Annotated in this window: 18 protein-coding genes and 1 tRNA gene; 9 read left to right on the top strand and 10 right to left on the bottom strand. The window is 57.5% G+C overall.

All coding sequences use genetic code 11. The features are described 5' to 3' along the window. Positions 1-217 precede the first annotated feature (217 nt). On the top strand, positions 218-1,276 hold the full coding sequence (gene nadA / locus NLX68_RS07060; protein WP_010223172.1) for a quinolinate synthase NadA: 1,059 nt from the start codon (positions 218-220) through the stop codon (positions 1,274-1,276). 104 nt (positions 1,277-1,380) lie between these two features. On the opposite strand, the gene NLX68_RS07055 is transcribed toward nadA, so the two are convergent. Beyond that, positions 1,381-2,814, bottom strand: coding sequence for a M48 family metalloprotease (locus NLX68_RS07055; RefSeq protein ID WP_036994159.1), 1,434 nt, complete (start codon positions 2,812-2,814; stop codon positions 1,381-1,383). Positions 2,815-2,938: 124 nt separating this feature from the next. On the opposite strand from NLX68_RS07055, the gene NLX68_RS07050 reads away from it, so the two are divergent. After that, positions 2,939-3,178: a sulfurtransferase TusA family protein gene (locus NLX68_RS07050; protein WP_010223170.1), complete on the top strand. Its 240-nt coding sequence runs from the start codon at positions 2,939-2,941 to the stop codon at positions 3,176-3,178. Positions 3,179-3,202: 24 nt separating this feature from the next. After that, positions 3,203-4,273 carry an AI-2E family transporter gene (locus NLX68_RS07045; RefSeq protein WP_010223169.1) on the top strand — a complete coding sequence of 357 codons (1,071 nt, stop codon included), beginning with the start codon at positions 3,203-3,205 and terminating at the stop codon, positions 4,271-4,273. 106 nt (positions 4,274-4,379) lie between these two features. Here the strand turns inward: NLX68_RS07045 and NLX68_RS07040 are convergent, their stop codons facing one another. Together NLX68_RS07040 and NLX68_RS07035 are read right to left on the bottom strand one after the other, a co-directional pair. Next, positions 4,380-4,853 carry a peroxiredoxin gene (locus tag NLX68_RS07040; RefSeq protein ID WP_010223168.1) on the bottom strand — a complete coding sequence of 158 codons (474 nt, stop codon included), beginning with the start codon at positions 4,851-4,853 and terminating at the stop codon, positions 4,380-4,382. 10 nt (positions 4,854-4,863) lie between these two features. Next, positions 4,864-5,424 (bottom strand): glycine cleavage system protein R, encoded by a 561-nt coding sequence (locus NLX68_RS07035; RefSeq protein WP_010223167.1) that lies wholly within the window; start codon positions 5,422-5,424, stop codon positions 4,864-4,866. Positions 5,425-5,684: 260 nt separating this feature from the next. On the opposite strand from NLX68_RS07035, the gene dapA reads away from it, so the two are divergent. From dapA to NLX68_RS07010, 5 genes are all read left to right on the top strand, one after another. Then, positions 5,685-6,563 carry a 4-hydroxy-tetrahydrodipicolinate synthase gene (dapA, locus tag NLX68_RS07030; protein WP_254283448.1) on the top strand — a complete coding sequence of 293 codons (879 nt, stop codon included), beginning with the start codon at positions 5,685-5,687 and terminating at the stop codon, positions 6,561-6,563. Positions 6,564-6,580: 17 nt separating this feature from the next. Beyond that, positions 6,581-7,693, top strand: a complete 1,113-nt coding sequence (gene bamC / locus NLX68_RS07025) for an outer membrane protein assembly factor BamC (RefSeq protein ID WP_254283447.1) — start codon at positions 6,581-6,583, stop codon at positions 7,691-7,693. After that, positions 7,694-8,452 carry an MBL fold metallo-hydrolase gene (locus tag NLX68_RS07020; protein ID WP_010223164.1) on the top strand — a complete coding sequence of 253 codons (759 nt, stop codon included), beginning with the start codon at positions 7,694-7,696 and terminating at the stop codon, positions 8,450-8,452. It abuts the gene before it with no gap. A 29-nt stretch (positions 8,453-8,481) separates the two neighbouring features. Further along, complete coding sequence (gene purC, locus NLX68_RS07015; RefSeq protein WP_010223163.1) at positions 8,482-9,192, top strand: phosphoribosylaminoimidazolesuccinocarboxamide synthase; 711 nt, start codon at positions 8,482-8,484, stop codon at positions 9,190-9,192. Between the two features lie 93 nt (positions 9,193-9,285). Beyond that, positions 9,286-9,375, top strand: a tRNA-Ser gene (locus NLX68_RS07010). A 191-nt stretch (positions 9,376-9,566) separates the two neighbouring features. Here NLX68_RS07010 and NLX68_RS07005 read toward each other — a convergent pair. The 6 genes from NLX68_RS07005 to NLX68_RS06980 form a co-directional block, all read right to left on the bottom strand. Further along, positions 9,567-10,419, bottom strand: a protein-coding gene (locus NLX68_RS07005; protein WP_254283446.1) for an IS5 family transposase whose coding sequence is annotated in 2 segments (ribosomal slippage) — positions 9,567-10,064 and positions 10,066-10,419 — 852 coding nt in all. Because the reading frame shifts where the segments join, the coding sequence is not laid out codon by codon here. Positions 10,420-10,452: 33 nt separating this feature from the next. After that, positions 10,453-10,791 (bottom strand): hypothetical protein, encoded by a 339-nt coding sequence (locus tag NLX68_RS07000; RefSeq protein WP_254283445.1) that lies wholly within the window; start codon positions 10,789-10,791, stop codon positions 10,453-10,455. A 73-nt stretch (positions 10,792-10,864) separates the two neighbouring features. Beyond that, positions 10,865-11,539 carry a DUF637 domain-containing protein gene (locus NLX68_RS06995; protein WP_367949527.1) on the bottom strand — a complete coding sequence of 225 codons (675 nt, stop codon included), beginning with the start codon at positions 11,537-11,539 and terminating at the stop codon, positions 10,865-10,867. A gap of 628 nt (positions 11,540-12,167) precedes the next feature. Beyond that, positions 12,168-12,647, bottom strand: a complete 480-nt coding sequence (locus NLX68_RS06990) for a hypothetical protein (RefSeq protein ID WP_254283444.1) — start codon at positions 12,645-12,647, stop codon at positions 12,168-12,170. A 157-nt stretch (positions 12,648-12,804) separates the two neighbouring features. Further along, positions 12,805-13,254, bottom strand: a complete 450-nt coding sequence (locus NLX68_RS06985; RefSeq protein ID WP_254283443.1) for an SMI1/KNR4 family protein — start codon at positions 13,252-13,254, stop codon at positions 12,805-12,807. Positions 13,255-13,256: 2 nt separating this feature from the next. Next, complete coding sequence (locus NLX68_RS06980) at positions 13,257-14,639, bottom strand: DUF637 domain-containing protein (protein WP_254283699.1); 1,383 nt, start codon at positions 14,637-14,639, stop codon at positions 13,257-13,259. Between the two features lie 188 nt (positions 14,640-14,827). On the opposite strand from NLX68_RS06980, the gene NLX68_RS06975 reads away from it, so the two are divergent. Further along, a complete protein-coding gene (locus tag NLX68_RS06975) occupies positions 14,828-15,334 on the top strand; it encodes a hypothetical protein (protein WP_254283442.1) in 507 nt (168 codons plus the stop codon). A gap of 159 nt (positions 15,335-15,493) precedes the next feature. On the opposite strand, the gene NLX68_RS06970 is transcribed toward NLX68_RS06975, so the two are convergent. Next, positions 15,494-15,694: a hypothetical protein gene (locus NLX68_RS06970; RefSeq protein WP_254283441.1), complete on the bottom strand. Its 201-nt coding sequence runs from the start codon at positions 15,692-15,694 to the stop codon at positions 15,494-15,496. Between the last annotated feature and the right edge of the window lie 782 nt (positions 15,695-16,476).

The raw sequence follows: 16,476 nt of genomic DNA, 5'->3' as shown, positions 1-16,476 counted from the left end.
CCGGGGCGCCCGCCCCGGGCTTGTTTCACTAAAAAAACCTTTTGAATTCATCCGATTATCTGTAGCCTTCGGCATCCTATAAAAACCCGAGGCCGCAGCTGGTCCGTGGTTCTGTGTGCAAGGCTGAGTTGCCCTGCCTGCGGAGCCTGTAGCCGATTTGCCAGGGCTCGGTGATACACTCGACTTACGCGCTCAAGCGCCTGCAGGTCCAGCGATCATGACCCAGATTTCCGAACGCCTTCTCGTCCAGGCCCACCTCGATGCCAAGCAGCCCAAGCCGCTGACGCCCGAGCAAGAGGCCGACTACCGCGCCGCCATTGCCGCCGAGCTCAAGGCGCAAAATGCGGTGCTGGTTGCCCATTACTATTGCGACCCGGTGATCCAGGCCCTGGCCGAGGAAACCGGCGGCTGCGTGTCCGACTCGCTGGAAATGGCCCGCTTTGGCAAGAACCACGCGGCCACGACCGTGGTGGTGGCCGGTGTGCGCTTCATGGGCGAGACGGCCAAGATCCTCACTCCGGAAAAGCGCGTGCTGATGCCGACCCTCGAGGCGACTTGCTCGCTCGATCTCGGCTGCCCGGTTGAAGAGTTCTCGGCCTTCTGCGACAAGCACCCCGAGCGCACCGTGGTGGTGTATGCCAACACCTCGGCGGCAGTCAAGGCCCGGGCTGACTGGGTGGTGACCTCCAGTTGCGCGCTGGAAATCGTCGAAAGCCTGATGGACAACGGCGAGACCATCATCTGGGGGCCGGACCAGCACCTGGGTCGCTACATCCAGAAGCAGACCGGTGCCGACATGCTGCTGTGGGACGGTGCCTGCATCGTTCACGAAGAGTTCAAGTCGCGTCAGCTCGCCGACATGAAGGCGCTGTACCCGGATGCGGCGATCCTGGTGCACCCCGAGTCGCCTGAGGCAGTGATTGACCTGGCCGATGCGGTGGGTTCCACCAGCCAGCTGATTGCTGCGGCGCAAACCCTGCCGAACAAGACCTTTATCGTCGCCACCGACCGCGGCATCTTCTACAAGATGCAGCAGTTGTGCCCGGACAAGATCTTCATCGAAGCCCCCACCGCCGGTAACGGCGCGGCCTGCCGCAGTTGCGCGCATTGCCCATGGATGGCGATGAATACCCTGGAGCGCACCTTGCAGTGTCTGCGTGAGGGCAGCAACGAGATCTTCGTCGAGCCAGCGCTGATCCCCCAGGCGATCAAGCCGCTCAAGCGCATGCTCGACTTTACCCAGGCGGCGCGGTTGAAGCTGTCCGGTAACGCCTGACGGCCCCATCGCTGGCAAGCCAGCTCCCACAGGTTTGGTGCATGCAAATCTACTGTGGGAGCCGGCGTTGCCGGCGATAGGCTGCGAAGCAGCCTCTTGCGGTCTTAGCGCATCATGTCCTTGACCATCCGCTGCTGCTCCATCAGCTCGCGCTGACGCGCATCGATCTTCGACGCCAGGACAAAGTTGTTGCCGGCCCGCTGTTTAGCGTAATCGAGCTGTTGCAAGGCCTGGTCGAAGTCGCCCACCAGGGCGAAGTACTCGGCGCGGGCCTGGTGCAGGCCGATGGTGTTGCCAGACAACCCGCGTACTTCCGCCACGTCATACCAGACATCCGGGTCTTGCGGGCGATTCTTGAGCAAGGCATCCAGCGCCTTCTCCGCCTCGGCGGGGCGGTTCTGCTTGAGCAGCAGGTCGATGCGCGCCTGTTGCAGCGGGTAGTTGCCCGGGTACAGGCCACGCATCCGCTCGACCCGTTGCTGGGCATCGGGCAAGCGGTTGTTGGTGATATCGAGGTCGATCTGCGCCAGGTTGTAGGTGATGTCGTTGGGCGCCTTGGCCAGCAGCGGCTTGAGGTTCTCGCGCGCCTCGTTCAGGCGCCCGCCCTTGATCTGGGCCAGCGCCAGGCCGTAACGGGCAGCGTCCTGCTGCGGGTTTTCATCGAGCTGCGCCTGGAAGCGCTTGGCCGCAAGGCCGGGGGTGCCTTCGTAGATCAACGCCACCCGGGCGCGAATCAGTTGATAACGCTTGCTGTCTTCAGTGCCGCCCTTGGGCGCCTGTTCGGCGCGGTTACGGGTGTCGGCGATCCGCGATTCGGTGACCGGGTGGGTCAGGAGGAATTCCGGCGGCTTGGCGTCATAACGGTACTGGCGCATCAGGCGCTCGAACATGGTCGGCATGTTGCGCGGATCGTAGCCGGCCTTCTCGAGGTTGAGGATACCGATGCGGTCGGCTTCCTGTTCGTTTTGCCGGGAGAAGCGCCGCTGTTCCTGGATGGCTGCGGCCTGGGTGCCGGCGATCGCGGCAATACCGGCATCACCGGCCCCTGCTGCTGCGGCGACGATACCGATCAGCAGCGCGCCCATCATCGGCAGTTGCATGCGTTGCTGGGCCTCGACGCCCCGGGCGAAGTGGCGCTGGGACAAGTGCGCCAGTTCGTGGGCCAATACCGAGACGTACTCGCCCTCGGTCTGGGCATTGAGGAACAGCCCGCCGTTGACCCCGACGATCCCGCCGGGAGCGGCGAAGGCGTTGAGTTCGCGGCTGTCGATGAGGATGAACTCCAGGCGCCGGTCCTGTAGCTGGCTGGTCTCGGCCAGGCGGTAGACGCTGGTTTCGACGTAATCCTTGAGCTGGGGATCGTTCAGTTGGTTGACATTGCCCCGCAGCAGGCTGAGCCAGGCGCGGCCCAGCTGGTGTTCCTGTTGCGGGGAGACAATGGCAGAACTGGCGTCGCCGAGTGACGGCAGGTCGTCGGCATGGCTGGGGAGCGCCATCAAACAGGCCAGCGTCAGCAGGGTAGGGCGCAGAAAATTCATGCACGAAGCTCTGGTCGACAAAGAACCTTACTGTAGCCCGCTCACACGTTGGCGACCAGTGGCGGTATCCTACCGGGCTTGTTCAAAATGCTACCTGTGCCCGCATTCCTGCCTGGAGAACCCCATGAGCGCTACCCCGACCCATGACGCCGAACTCGACGCCAGCGGGCTGAACTGCCCGCTGCCGCTGCTCAAGGCGAAGATGGAGCTCAACCGCCTGGACAGTGGCGCAGTGCTCAAGGTGATTGCCACCGACGCCGGTTCCCAGCGCGATTTTCGCACTTTTGCCAAGTTGGCCGGTCATACGCTGCTGCTCGAAGAGGCCGAGGCCGGTGTGTACACCTACTGGTTGAAGAAAGCCTGAGTTTTCTCTGTTAAAGGATCGTCAATGTTCAAGGTGCTTCGCGACTGGATGCAGCGCTACTTCTCCGATGAAGAAGCGGTGGTATTGGCGGTCTTGCTGTTTCTGGCGTTCACCGCCGTCCTGACCCTGGGCGGCATGCTTGCCCCGGTGCTGGCGGGGATGGTCCTGGCGTTCTTGATGCAGGGCCTGGTCAATGCCCTGGAGCGCCTGCGGGTGCCGACCCGATACGCGGTGGCGCTGGTGTTCACGTTGTTCATGGGCGCCCTGGCGGTGTTCCTGCTGGTGCTGGTGCCGCTGCTCTGGCACCAGTTGATCACCCTGTTCAACGAGCTGCCGGGCATGCTTGGCAAGTGGCAGTCGCTGTTGTTGCTGTTGCCCGAGCGCTACCCGCACCTGGTCTCTGACGAGCAGGTGCTGCAGGCCATCGAGGTGATGCGCGGTGAGATCGGCAAGTTCGGCCAGTGGGCGCTGACCTTCTCGTTGTCGAGCCTGCCGCTGCTGGTCAACATCATGATCTACCTGGTGCTGGTGCCGATCCTGGTGTTCTTCTTCCTCAAGGACCGCGAGCAGATCGCCCACTGGGTCAGCGGTTACCTGCCCAAGGAGCGGGCGCTGATGACCCGGGTGGCCGAAGAGATGAACCGGCAGATTGCCAATTACATCCGCGGCAAGGGCATCGAGATCCTGATCTGTGGTGTGGCCACCTACATCGCCTTCATCAGCCTGGGGCTCAACTATGCGGCGTTGCTGGCCCTGCTGGTCGGCCTGTCGGTGGTGGTGCCCTATGTCGGCGCGGTGGTGGTGACCGTGCCGGTGACCTTGATCGCGCTGTTCCAGTGGGGCTGGGGCGATCAGTTCATCTACCTGATGGCGGTGTACGCGATCATTCAGGCCCTGGATGGCAACGTGCTGGTGCCGTTGCTGTTCTCCGAGGCGGTGAGCCTGCACCCGGTGGCAATCATCTGCGCGGTGCTGCTGTTTGGCGGGTTGTGGGGGTTCTGGGGGATCTTCTTTGCGATCCCGCTGGCGACCTTGTTCAAGGCCGTGCTGGATGCCTGGCCGCGGCGCGAGCCGATGGTGGCGCCGCTGCTTTGATGTAGGGCTGCTTTGCAGCCATCGCTGGCAAGGCCAGCTCCCACAGGGGTTGCATGCGCCGCCAACCTGTGGGAGCCGGCCTTGCCAGCGATGGCATCGCCGCGATTCAGGCCTTGTTCAGCGCCTGCGCTTGCGCCAAAACGGCATCGACATGCCCAGGCACCTTCACCCCGCGCCAGGCCTTGCGCAGCACGCCGTCCTTGTCGATCAGGAAGGTGCTGCGGTCCACACCCAGGTATTCCTTGCCATAGAGCTTCTTCAGCTTGATCACGTCGAACAGCTGGCACAGGGCCTCGTCCTTGTCGCTGATCAGCTCGAAGGGGAAGGCCTGCTTGGCCTTGAAGTTCTCGTGGGACTTGATGCCATCGCGCGAAACGCCAAACACCAGGGTGTTGGCCGCGTCGAAGGCCGCATGCTGGTCACGGAAACCCTGGCCTTCGGTGGTGCAGCCCGGGGTGCTGTCCTTGGGGTAGAAGTACAGCACCACCTGCTTGCCCTTGAGCTCAGCCAGGCTGATGCTCTGGCCGCTGGTGGCCAGGGCCTGGAAATCGGCGACGGGTTGGTCGAGTTCAACGGCCATGAAAGCTTCCTTACATCGGGTTCTGTGGGCGCCACGGTTCGATCAGCGCATCCAGGTTCAGCGCATCGGAGAAGTCCAGGAACTGGTCACGCAGCCAGCTGATCTGGGTACCGGCCGGCAAGGTCACGGTAAAGGTGGCGTTGAGCATGGTGCCGCCGGTCTGCGGCGCCTGGTAGGTGTCGCAGGTCAGGTTCTCCAGCTCCACGTGGTGGTCGATGAAGAACTGGCACAGCTCGTTGATGATGTCCGGGCGATAGGCGGCGCTGACATAGGCCACGTACGGCAGCGACAGCGGGCGTACCTCCAGCTCGGCGCTGCGCACCACGTTGACGGTGAAGGTGTGCTTCTTGGCCAGGCCCGGCAGGGCGGCTTCGAAGCGCGCCAGGGCGTCCCAGCTGCCGGTGACCTGCAGCACCAGGGCGCTGCACTCGCCGTGGCGGGTCAGGCGCGAGGTGACGACCGAGCAGCGATTGTCGTTGCTGGCCCGGCACAGGATGTTGGTCAGCTCCATGGGATTGGCACCCAGGGCGCTGATGACAAGGAATTGTTCGCGAACGGTGGGGGTGGACATGCAGCATTCCTAAAGCGATGAGCGGTCGGTACCTGACGTGGCAAAAAGGCCGGCAGGCAAGAGCCCGGGGCTCAGGATCGAGGCTTCGGGCGCTGGCTACGCGCGTTGTCGGCAGCCCGGCGGGCCACTATGTACCGATCAAAGACAGAAGGGTAGCGAAAATGGCCGCCGAGGGGAATGCTCCGCCCGCCTGCTTCGCTTGTGCAAGGCCGATGGCGCCAGTACCATTACCGCTCTCTTTTTCCGGCAGGAGCAGATTCATGATTGCGGGCAGTATGGTGGCATTGGTCACACCCATGGATGCACAAGGGCGTCTTGATTGGGACAGCCTCGGCAAACTCGTGGACTTCCACCTGGAGAAGGGCACCCATGCCATCGTCGCCGTCGGTACCACCGGCGAGTCCGCCACCCTGGACGTCGATGAACACATCAAGGTCATCGAGTTCGTGGTCAAGCGCGTTGCCGGCCGCATCCCGGTGATCGCCGGTACCGGCGCCAACTCCACCAGCGAAGCGGTGCACCTGACCCGCAACGCCCAAAAAGCCGGCGCCGATGCCTGCCTGCTGGTGGTGCCGTACTACAACAAGCCGACCCAGGAAGGCCTGTACCAGCACTTCAAGCACATTGCCGAAGCCGTCGACATCCCGCAGATCCTCTACAACGTACCCGGCCGCACCGCCTGCGACATGCAGGCCGAGACCGTGATCCGCCTGTCGACCGTGGCGAACATCATCGGCATCAAGGAAGCCACCGGCGACCTTACGCGCGCCAAGGCCATCCTCGATGGCGTCAGCAAGGACTTCATCGTCCTGTCCGGCGACGATCCGACCGCCGTTGAGCTGATCCTGATGGGCGGTAAAGGCAACATCTCCGTGACCGCCAACGTCGCGCCGCGGGAAATGGCCGATCTGTGCGAAGCCGCCCTTGAGGGCAATGCCGAGAAGGCTCGCGCGATCAACGAAAAACTCATGCCGCTGCACAAGAACCTGTTCATCGAAGCCAACCCGATTCCGGTGAAGTGGGCTTTGGTCGAAATGGGCCTGATGCAGCAAGGCATCCGCCTGCCACTGACCTGGCTGAGCGAATCCTGTCACGATACGGTACGCCAGGCGATGCGCCAGTGCGGCCTGCAGTTTTAATTGAGGACGTACACCGCATGAAGCGATTGGCTGGTCTTTCCGCCCTTGCCTTGATCATCTCCAGTACCAGCGGTTGTGGCTGGCTCTGGGGTGAAGAGGGTTACTTCCGTGACCGCGGCAGCGATTATCTGGAGGCCACCCAGAAGCCGCCGATGCAGCTGCCGCCGGACGTCAGCAGCGCCAAGCGGCTCGATCCGCTGCTGCCGATCCCGCGCAACGTCGCCGACGACAACGTCAAGGGCGAGTTCGAAGTGCCACGTCCGCAGCCGCTGAACGCGGGCGCCGACATCAGCGATTTCAGCCTGCAGAAGAGCGGCAGCGCGCGTTGGGTCCTGGCCCAGCGTTCGCCGGCTGAAGTCTGGCCGGTTGCCCGTCAGTTCTTCGAAGACAATGGCTTCCGGATTGCCGAAGAGCGTCCGCAAACCGGCGAATTCAACACCACCTGGCAGCGTTTCGACGAGCTCTCGGCGTCCATGGCCAAGCGTCTGGGCAGTGCTTCGAGCAGCAGCGACAACGAAGTCCGTGCACGCATCCGCATCGAACCGGGCGTGCAGCGCAACACCAGTGAGGTCTACATCGTCACCGTCGAGCGTCCGGCCGGCAGCACGGCCGAGCAGGACTTCCCGGCGCGTTCGGCCAACACCGGTGTCGACGCCATCCTGGTCGACGAAATGCTCGCCAGCATGACCCGCAGCGCCGAGAAGGGCGGTTCGGTATCGTTGCTCGCCGCTCGCGACTTCGACGCCCCGAGCCGCGTCAGCCTCAGCGAAGACGGCAGCGGCAACCCGGTGCTGAACCTGGGCGCCGACCTCGATCGCGCCTGGTCCAGCGTCGGCCGTGCCCTGGAACAGGGGGATTGGCGCGTCGAGGACATCAACCGCAGCCTGGGCCTGTACTACATCAACCTCGCCGAGAAGGCCGAGACCAAGGAGCAGCCAGGCTTCTTCAGCCGCCTGTTCGGCAGCGCACCGAGCAAGGAAGAGCGTGAAGCCCGTGCCGAGCGCTATCAAGTTCGCCTGAGCAAGGTGGGCGAAAGCGTCCAGGTGACCGTCGAGAAGAACATCAACACCGTGGCCCCGGCAGACGTCGCCCGCCGCGTGCTGAGCGTGATTCAGGACAACCTGGGTTAAGTGCGCTTCGCCGTACTTGGAAGTGGAAGCCAGGGAAATGGCACGTTGATCGCCAGTGGCAACACCTTGCTCCTGGTCGATTGCGGCTTTTCCCTGCGTGAAACCGAGCGGCGCCTGGCGCTGCTCGGCGTTTCTGCGGCGCAATTGAGCGCGGTGCTGGTCACCCACGAACATGCCGACCACGTGCATGGGGTCGGGTTGCTGTCGCGGCGCTACAATGTACCGGTCTACCTCAGCCGCGGCACTTTGCGCGGCATGCGCAAGCCGGTCGAGGCCGCAGGCTTTCTGGCCGCCAATGACACGTTGCAGCTGGGCGACTTGAGCGTTACTGCCGTCGGCGTCACCCACGACGCGCTGGAGCCGCTGCAGTACGTATTTGGTGATGGTCGCCGGCGCTTTGGTGTGCTGACCGACCTGGGCTCGTATGATGCGGCCCTGCTCAGCAGCTACCAGGGCCTGGATGCCCTGCTGATCGAGGCCAACCACTGTCGCGACCTGCTCGGACGCGGGCCTTACCCGATGTTTTTAAAGCAGCGGGTGGGCGGCGACTACGGACATTTGAACAACCATCAGGCCGCGCGCCTGGTGTCGGAGCTGGACTGGCAGAACCTGCAACACCTGGTGCTGGCCCATCTCAGCAGCAAGAACAACCAGCCACAGCTGGCCCGGCAATGCTTCGTCGATACCCTCGGCTGCGACCCGGACTGGCTACAAGTGGCCAATCAGGATTCCGGGCTCGACTGGCGTGAAATCGCCTAGCCCATCTCATTTAGCAAGCGGAGCCCATCATGGAAAAACGTGAAGAACTCTACCGCGGCAAAGCCAAGTCGGTTTACAAGACCGACGACGCTGACCGCTTGATCCTGCTGTTTCGCAACGACACCTCGGCGTTCGACGGCAAGCGCATCGAGCAGCTCGACCGCAAGGGCATGGTGAACAACAAGTTCAACGCCTTCATCATGCAAAAGCTTGAAGAAGCCGGCATCCCGACCCAGTTCGACAAGCTGCTGGGTGACAACGAGTGCCTGGTCAAGAAGCTCGACATGATCCCGGTCGAATGCGTCGTGCGTAACTACGCTGCCGGCAGCCTGGTCAAGCGCCTGGGCGTCGAAGAAGGCATCAAGCTCGAGCCTTCGACCTTCGAACTGTTCCTCAAGAACGACGAGAAGGGCGACCCGTTCATCAACGAATCCCACGTGGTTGCCTTCGGCTGGGGTACCGCCGAGCAGTTGGTGAAGATGAAAGCCCTGTCGCTCAAGGTCAACGAAGTGCTGAGCAAGCTGTTCGACGACGCCGGCCTGCTGCTGGTCGACTTCAAGCTTGAGTTCGGCGTATTCCACGGTGAGATCGTCCTGGGCGACGAGTTCAGCCCGGACGGCTGCCGCCTGTGGGACAAAGAGACCCGCAAGAAGATGGACAAGGACCGCTTCCGCCAGGGTCTGGGCGACGTTATCGAAGCCTACGAAGAAGTTGCCAAACGCCTGGGCGTGCCGCTGTAAGCGACAAGTTCACGCAAGCGCCTGATACCACGCGAATTTTTTTCGAAAACAGGCTTTGCCTTTCGGCAAACAGCTGGTATCATGCGCGCCACTGGAGAGATGCCGGAGTGGCCGAACGGGACGGATTCGAAATCCGTTGTACTGGCAACAGTACCTAGGGTTCAAATCCCTATCTCTCCGCCATACATACGAAAGCCCCTGAAACCAATGGTTTCAGGGGCTTTTTGTTTATGGATTGTACGTAGCCGTTGTACCTAGATTTCTACAACTTCAGTGGCTGCGAAGGTCGAAATCGTCGGACATTTCTTGATCAGTAGCTATCTACCAGTTGATTTGCACCCACTTTTGGACTGCGAGACCAGTGCTAATGCCTCCTAGGCACTGTATGAAAAAAGGTGTCGCAGACAACGCATCGCACAAGCCAACGAGATCATCGCTGCAAAACTTTTCGCGAGCTTATCGAAACGAGTAGCGATACGTCGGTGCTCTTTCAGCCATACGAACATCCGTTCGATGATGTTGCGTTGACGATACTTTGGACAGTCGAACAGCCTGGGTAGCCCTGGCTTAGGCTTCCGTTTCATGGTTCGCAGAGGGATTACAGGTTGCATTCTGTAGCGGTCACAGTACCGCCGCAGAGCTTCGGCATCGTAGCCCTTGTCAGCCGGTAGCCATCGGCAGCGCTTGCGCGGCCGACCGCGAGTATTGGGAATGCTCTCGTCATCGAGCAGCGGCTGAGCATAGTTGATATCGCTGGTTTGTCCGCCAGAGAGCAGGAAGCGCAACGGTACCCCGTAGGCATCGAAAAGCATGTGGATCTTGGTGGTCAAACCACCACGGCTGCGACCTAATGCGTGGTCGGCGGATTCGTCAGGCCCCCTTTTTACCCGCGCCTGATGACGCTCGGGTAACGCGAATTGCGGCTGAATCGATTATCCAGGTTTGCAGATCGATCTGACCCTGCTCGTTGAGCCTGATATGAAGACGCTTGAGCATCTGGTCGAACGTGCCGCGGTCTCTCCAGTTACGAAAGCGCTGATAGACCGTGGACCAGGGGCCGAAATACTCTGGCATGTCGCGCCACTTGGCGCCCGAGCACAGGATCCACAGCACGCCGTTGACCATCAGCCGTTCATCAACGCGGGGACGGCCTCTACGGCGGTTTTCAGTGAAGAGATCGGCCACCACATCCCACACAGCATCAGAGAGTTCATAACGCATTGCCATCACAGGATTCCTTTCCTTGGATAGCCAGAGACTCTACAAAATCTCAACGCGTAGCGGGCTGCTGTTGATTTGCCTCGAATTTCGTACAGACCCTAATGCTGTGCACTTAAAATTCAATGTTATCCAGCAGCTCTTGAAGCTTGACCGGATCCGCAATTCTGCCAAAGTAATATTCATTGCCACCAGTTGCCACCAGTTGCCACCAGTTGCCACCAGTTCTTCAGGAGTGGCCTTCCAGTAAAGCACATGGTATTGCTCATCAAAAACATCCTCTAACGCACCACCATCTTCATAGCTTGAAATTCTAATATATGGTCCATATTCAGAGTGGATATGAACAATTACGCGTTGACCAGTTGTCAGGTCTTTCATGGGGGCACCTCACCAGCTAATAATATTAAACCAATCCAACTCTTCCTTGGTAGGTGCACGCTTCGTCCCTTTATTATCCACTTGAGGTAATGATGTAACCAGACATCACACCTTCGTTGACACCCTTCCTCTTTTGCTCATCAACGAGCTGACTGATTTCCGGCTTTTCAGATATCAAGCGTTTGGCAATAACTTCACACTGCGCCAAAGATTTTTGACATAAAGCTCCACTTTCGTCGCTTCTACGAGCGTCAAGCTCAGCATAGCGCTCTTGCACCTCCAACCGCCAAGCCTCAGTCTTCTGTGCATCGATTACTCGCTGTATCTCGAGGATTTCTCGGTGGTAAAGGTAGTTGTAGATCGTCCTGCTTTGCGCAATTTCTGACCCGACGCCTAGATCACCATCAACCGCAGTTTCCGCAACAACCCCGGTCAACTGCGAAAGCATCACGTGAACGTTGTCATTACCCCGAGCAACCGCTGCCAGCCTATTGCTCATTGCTTCGTTCAAACCAGCAGCCATGGCCCCGGTCTTGAAGTCGCTGCCGGTTGCCTCCGCGAGCAATCCGCCCATGAGCGCGTGAGCAAAGATCTTCGGCACGCTGCCATTATCGAACTTGATGGTGCGGTTGCCGACAAAGTTGAAGCCGGTGGCCATCGCAATGGTGCTCGCCTCGCCAACCAACGCCGAGCCGAGGTTGTCACCAAAACTACCGCCATTGACCGCCGTCGAAATGCCGCTGGAAATAACCGCATGGGTTCCTGCGCGAATTTGGTGTTCGCTGAAGGAGAACGCGGACCGTCCGACGATTTACGCCTGCGCTTCGAGGCCGTCGCCATATGCCCGAAGCCGAGAAGTCGGTTATCAAGGCACTACTTGATGGGATGATTCTCAAGTACCAGGCATCGCGAATCATAGGGACGGACAGCGGTAATAGAGCCAGCAGCTAAAGAAAAAACGCAGCTACAGCCACCGTATACAAGCTATAGTCGTTCAAGCGCAGGAATGTCGCAGCTTACAGACGAAGCTGTAGTCGCCTGCCACTACAAGTGAAAGATTCAGAATCAGGACTAAACCCATATAGATCAGTGCATTACGTTCACCCGTAGGGTGCGTATGGTGTATCGCAAAAATGCTGGGATTTAAGGGTGGAATACAGTCGTAAACACACAGCGAATTTAAGGACAGGCGCCGACCAGAGGGTCAAACCCTTCGCCAGCGGCTTGGCCGATGGAAAAAGTAGCCAGAAAGTAGCGCAAAGATAGCAATTAAGAGCAGATAAGTAGCAGCTCGATAGCCGCCGGAGAGCAGAAAAGAAACAACAGTTTGACGGATAACACAACACCGGCGAAAGGCCGGTGTCGAGAGTGTCAGATCAAGTTGAAACCTCTACAACTCGCCAGACCTCATGAGTCTCAGCTCTGTAATTTTTTTCAATGCGCTCAACAAGCAATGGCGCACTGATAATTCCTCTTATGGAATGCTTCAGCTCTTCCGAGCTGATCTCTCTCTCCAGTCGAAGTGCTTCGCTTCCGTTCCACAGCCAAATAGAGCCTCCCGGTCCGCCATTTCTGGAGCGGAACGTAGGAAACACTTGTAACCTTTCGGGGACCGGAACAGTTGCCACAACGGATAGGAGGCCTTGATTTACAGCACTTTGAACAACAAAGAATGCAGAAAACTGTGGCTCGCCCTGAACCACCGCTGAAAAATCTTTTGGCTGTTCATTATGAAATTCGGGGAAAACACGAATTAAAAAACCGAACTCCGGGTGCTTATGAGTAACTTGAGCATATGCGACACCCTGCGAGGTTAACACCTGCAAAATGTCGCCAAGCTTTACTTTCTTAGCCATTTAAAATCCTTCATATCCAGCTTTTTTCAGCAGCTCGGCCCCGCGAATCAAACCCTGTTCATACTTGGTCGGGTTTTTGACAGACGATATAGAGTTGATCTTATTGATTAATTTAACACCACCATCACGTGGTCAACTTTAAACTAGAACCCTAGAATCAATTTTCAGCCCGCCAATCAACCACCCCTTCAAGATACTTCAGTTTTTCCAATATAAACTCTGAAAAACTCGTCGCCACAACTTCGAGCTCGTCTGATTCAGCGCTCAACTCTACTATCGCCCAATGATTTCGCGAGTCAAATGCATATAATGTTTCACCTGAGTTACCGGCAAATACATACATGCTCTCAAACCCATTAATCTCTCTCCCGTAGATGGATGAATATATAACCGGCCCATCCTCAATGCAAAAGGCTGGATCTAGCTCACCAAATCCAAAAAATGCTAGGAAATCTAGGTAGTCCTTTGGAACTTCCTTCCGGGCTGCCTCGTCAACACCACTCAGGACACTGTCTGCACTATCAATGCAGTCTCCATAGTTGCCTTCATAATATTCGCTAGAGGTGATCTTTTTTATAATTCTCTGTATTTCGACTTTATCAAGCATGATTATCTACCAAATAATTTTTCTGCGGGACCTTCAGCCCTATGAATACCACCCTGATGCTCTACACCTCTCATTGCCGGCGTAATATTCCACCACTCGGCCTTACCTCCAAACTTATTCTCTACTACATGATGAGCGTCATAATTTCTCACTTTAGCATTACCATTTTTATCAATGTAATTTTCTTTTGGCCAGCTTTGGCCGGTGTTTTTCTCCCACTCTTTCCTAAGGCGTGGCAATTTCCTTTCGAATTCGATTCTGTTTAACTCGACAACTTCCTTAGACAACCGCGCATACGTACTCTCCCGAAGGTCCGCCTTCAGAATTTCCAGCTGTTGAGGTGTAAACTTCCTACCTGTTAAATCCTGAATATCAGTGAGATAAGCCTTAATGTCTTTTGACAGCTGGGTATTCAAAAGCCCTTTTGCACCCTGCCCAGCTAATGCCTCTCCAAACTTCTTCTCAACCGCTACCAACGCATCCTTGCCGAAGGTATTCGCAATCTTGACAACCACCTTCCCCTTGCCGACCGGCGATGCCGATGGGAAAAACAGGTCAATGGCTATCCCTATACGATCTTCGGTAACCGTCGGCTCAAACAACGCCTCACGTAGAACCCCTGGGGGGAACTGATTGAGAAATGCCACGGTTGCAGGGTTCAGCTTACGCGGATCGCGCTCCCCATCAACAATTCTCTGCAGATCCGTCATGACCTCTTCCGGCTGGAGGTCAAGGAACTGGCCCTGCGCATGCAGTGTGGCAATGCCCTTTTTCAGGCGCGACTCAGCATCCCGGTGTAACTGCTGGTTGTACAGTGTCCCGCTCTGCGCAACCTCCGCTCCTTTCGCCAGGTCACCACCCACCGCAGCTGCCGCCACCAATCCGGTCAACTGCGAAAGCATCACGTGAACGTTGTCATTACCCCGAGCAATCGCCGCCAGCTCATTGCTCATCGCCTCGTTCAAACCAGCAGCCATGGCCCCGGTCTTGAAGTCGCTGCCGGTTGCCTCCGCGAGCAATCCGCCCATGATCGCGTGAGCAAAGATCTTCGGCACGCTGCCATTATCGAACTTGATGGTGCGGTCGCCGACAAAGTTGAAGCCGGTGGCCATCGCAATGGTGCTCGCCTCGCCAACCAACGCCGAGCCGAGGTTGTCACCAAAACTACCGCCATTGACCGCCGTCGAAATGCCGCTGGAAATAACCGCATGGGTTCCTGCGCGAGTGAGCGTATCCGAGGCATTTGCCCAGGTCATGACGTTCTTCGGCGTACTGGTGGCAGGTACAGCCGAACCGTCGGTGACTTTGATAGCGCCCGTCTGGCTACCTTCGGCACCCTTGAACCAAGTGGTGTCGGCATACTGAAGTGCTCCTGCCGTCAGCATTGCCACACCCGCGCGGCCTTCGATGCGGGTAACGCTGTGTTCGTGGTCAGCGTGGTCAGGCTGACCTCGCGCCCGCTGATGATGCCGCCCTGGGCATTGCGATCGCGTCGGTCGCCAGCAGGTCCAGGCGCCCGCCGGCCTCCATCAGGCCGCTGTTGCTGATGTTCTTGGCCGCGGCGGAGAGGTTGTTGGTAGCGCGCAAGGAGTCCGGCAAGCGGCGGATTCAGGTAGCGGCGTTGCCAGAGCTGGCCCGGCTGCTTTCGACCACACTCGAAGAGCTGTTTGGTCAGCAGCAGGAAACCACTGTGCGTAAGCGTGGCCCGGCTCCGAAATGGCAACAGCAACTAGAAACTATCGACCAGCTACCTAAGAGCCAGCAGAAATTTGTTGCGCAGATGCTCGATGCCCTGATCGCTCAGGCCACGACTAAAGCAAGCAGTGAAGGACGGGGGGGTTGCAGTAAGCAGATAAAACAACACCGGCGCGAGGCCGGTGCAATTCCAATCACATTTACAGAAAACACCAGTGCGAGTTCTGCTATCGGGACCAAGCAAAATATCTACATATCAGGTTATGGATATATGCCGACCCGCTCAAGCTCAGAGAAAAAGAATTCCATACCTTCCCGTATGCTATCTGTATCTTTTCTTATTGCAACATCGTTACTTGTCGACATATTTAAAATAAAAGTATAAATATTGCGCTCTCTTTCACCATCCACCTTAAATATGAAAAACCCTTATTTTTCATCGTCACCAATTCTAATATTTGAATAAATTCCTCTAGCCCAACGCTATCCATACTTGGCGAGCCGAAACGGGCTGCATACTTTTCAGAAAGCTCATTGAAAGACATTAATCCAGCCTTCTTAATGCTTTTGAAATGTCTTGGATATTAGTTAGCTTTCCCGTCGCAACCTTATCCATAACATTCCAAATAATTTGTTTTGGCGGGCCATTCACGCTGTTTTTTATAATCAACCGTTCAAGCACTTCAACAGCAGTCCGTTTATTTCCATTATCAAACAGATGCCCGCCAGCAATATCCCTGATCATTGAGCCAGCCTTATTATAAAAACCATCATAATTGGCAGCATTTGCAATAGCCGTATCAATCTCTCTGAATGAAACCGAACCGCCAAACTGTGAATTTATAGAAGTGATGTCGTCTGCACTTAAGCCGACCTTGAAACCACCAAGACCTGTTCCACTTGGCAGGTTTGACGCTGAACTTAAGCCACTAGTAGCTAGATCATCTACCTTTCCGGCAGCGCCACCAGTTGCTTTTGCACCAACAGTATCACCCGACGCGATTTTCGTTGTCTATACGCACAACGCTAGACGCGGCGCGGCCTGCGCGCTGGTCTGCCCAGGTGATGAGCTGTTATAGTATAAAACCACCCGATACGGGTTTTGAACCCGTCACTGCATGCCCAGGACGACCCAAACCAACCAACGACAAAAAAGCCTGGCTGTTCGGTGGCGAAGCCATCGGACAGCCTTCCGCAATGTCTTCCAGATCAGCCGCGCGCTGTTGTTGCTGGTCTCCGATGCGCAGTCGTTGTACCAGGCCGATCACGAGCAGAGACGGGGCGGTAGTAAATCGCAGGCAACAAAAAACCAGTTCGTGGGCTGGGGCTTTTCGTTTGGAAAAATTTATTCCACTACATAAGTAGTGAATTTATTCGGCTCCTCTTCCAAGTGCAGCCTTCTACACTTTGGGCACCTATATGCCGTAATTGCCTTCTCATCGAGAGCTTCATATAGCTGATCAGAAGAAAACCTATCCTCACTGTCCAGCCTATCCCCCAGCACTTCTATTGTTGATTCAGGAATAA

It is taken from the genome of Pseudomonas sp. SBB6, assembly GCF_024213215.1.
GTDB classification, from domain to species: domain Bacteria; phylum Pseudomonadota; class Gammaproteobacteria; order Pseudomonadales; family Pseudomonadaceae; genus Aquipseudomonas; species Aquipseudomonas donghuensis.
Note: the sequence above shows the minus strand (reverse complement) of the source record. Positions and strands in the feature narration are given on the sequence as shown.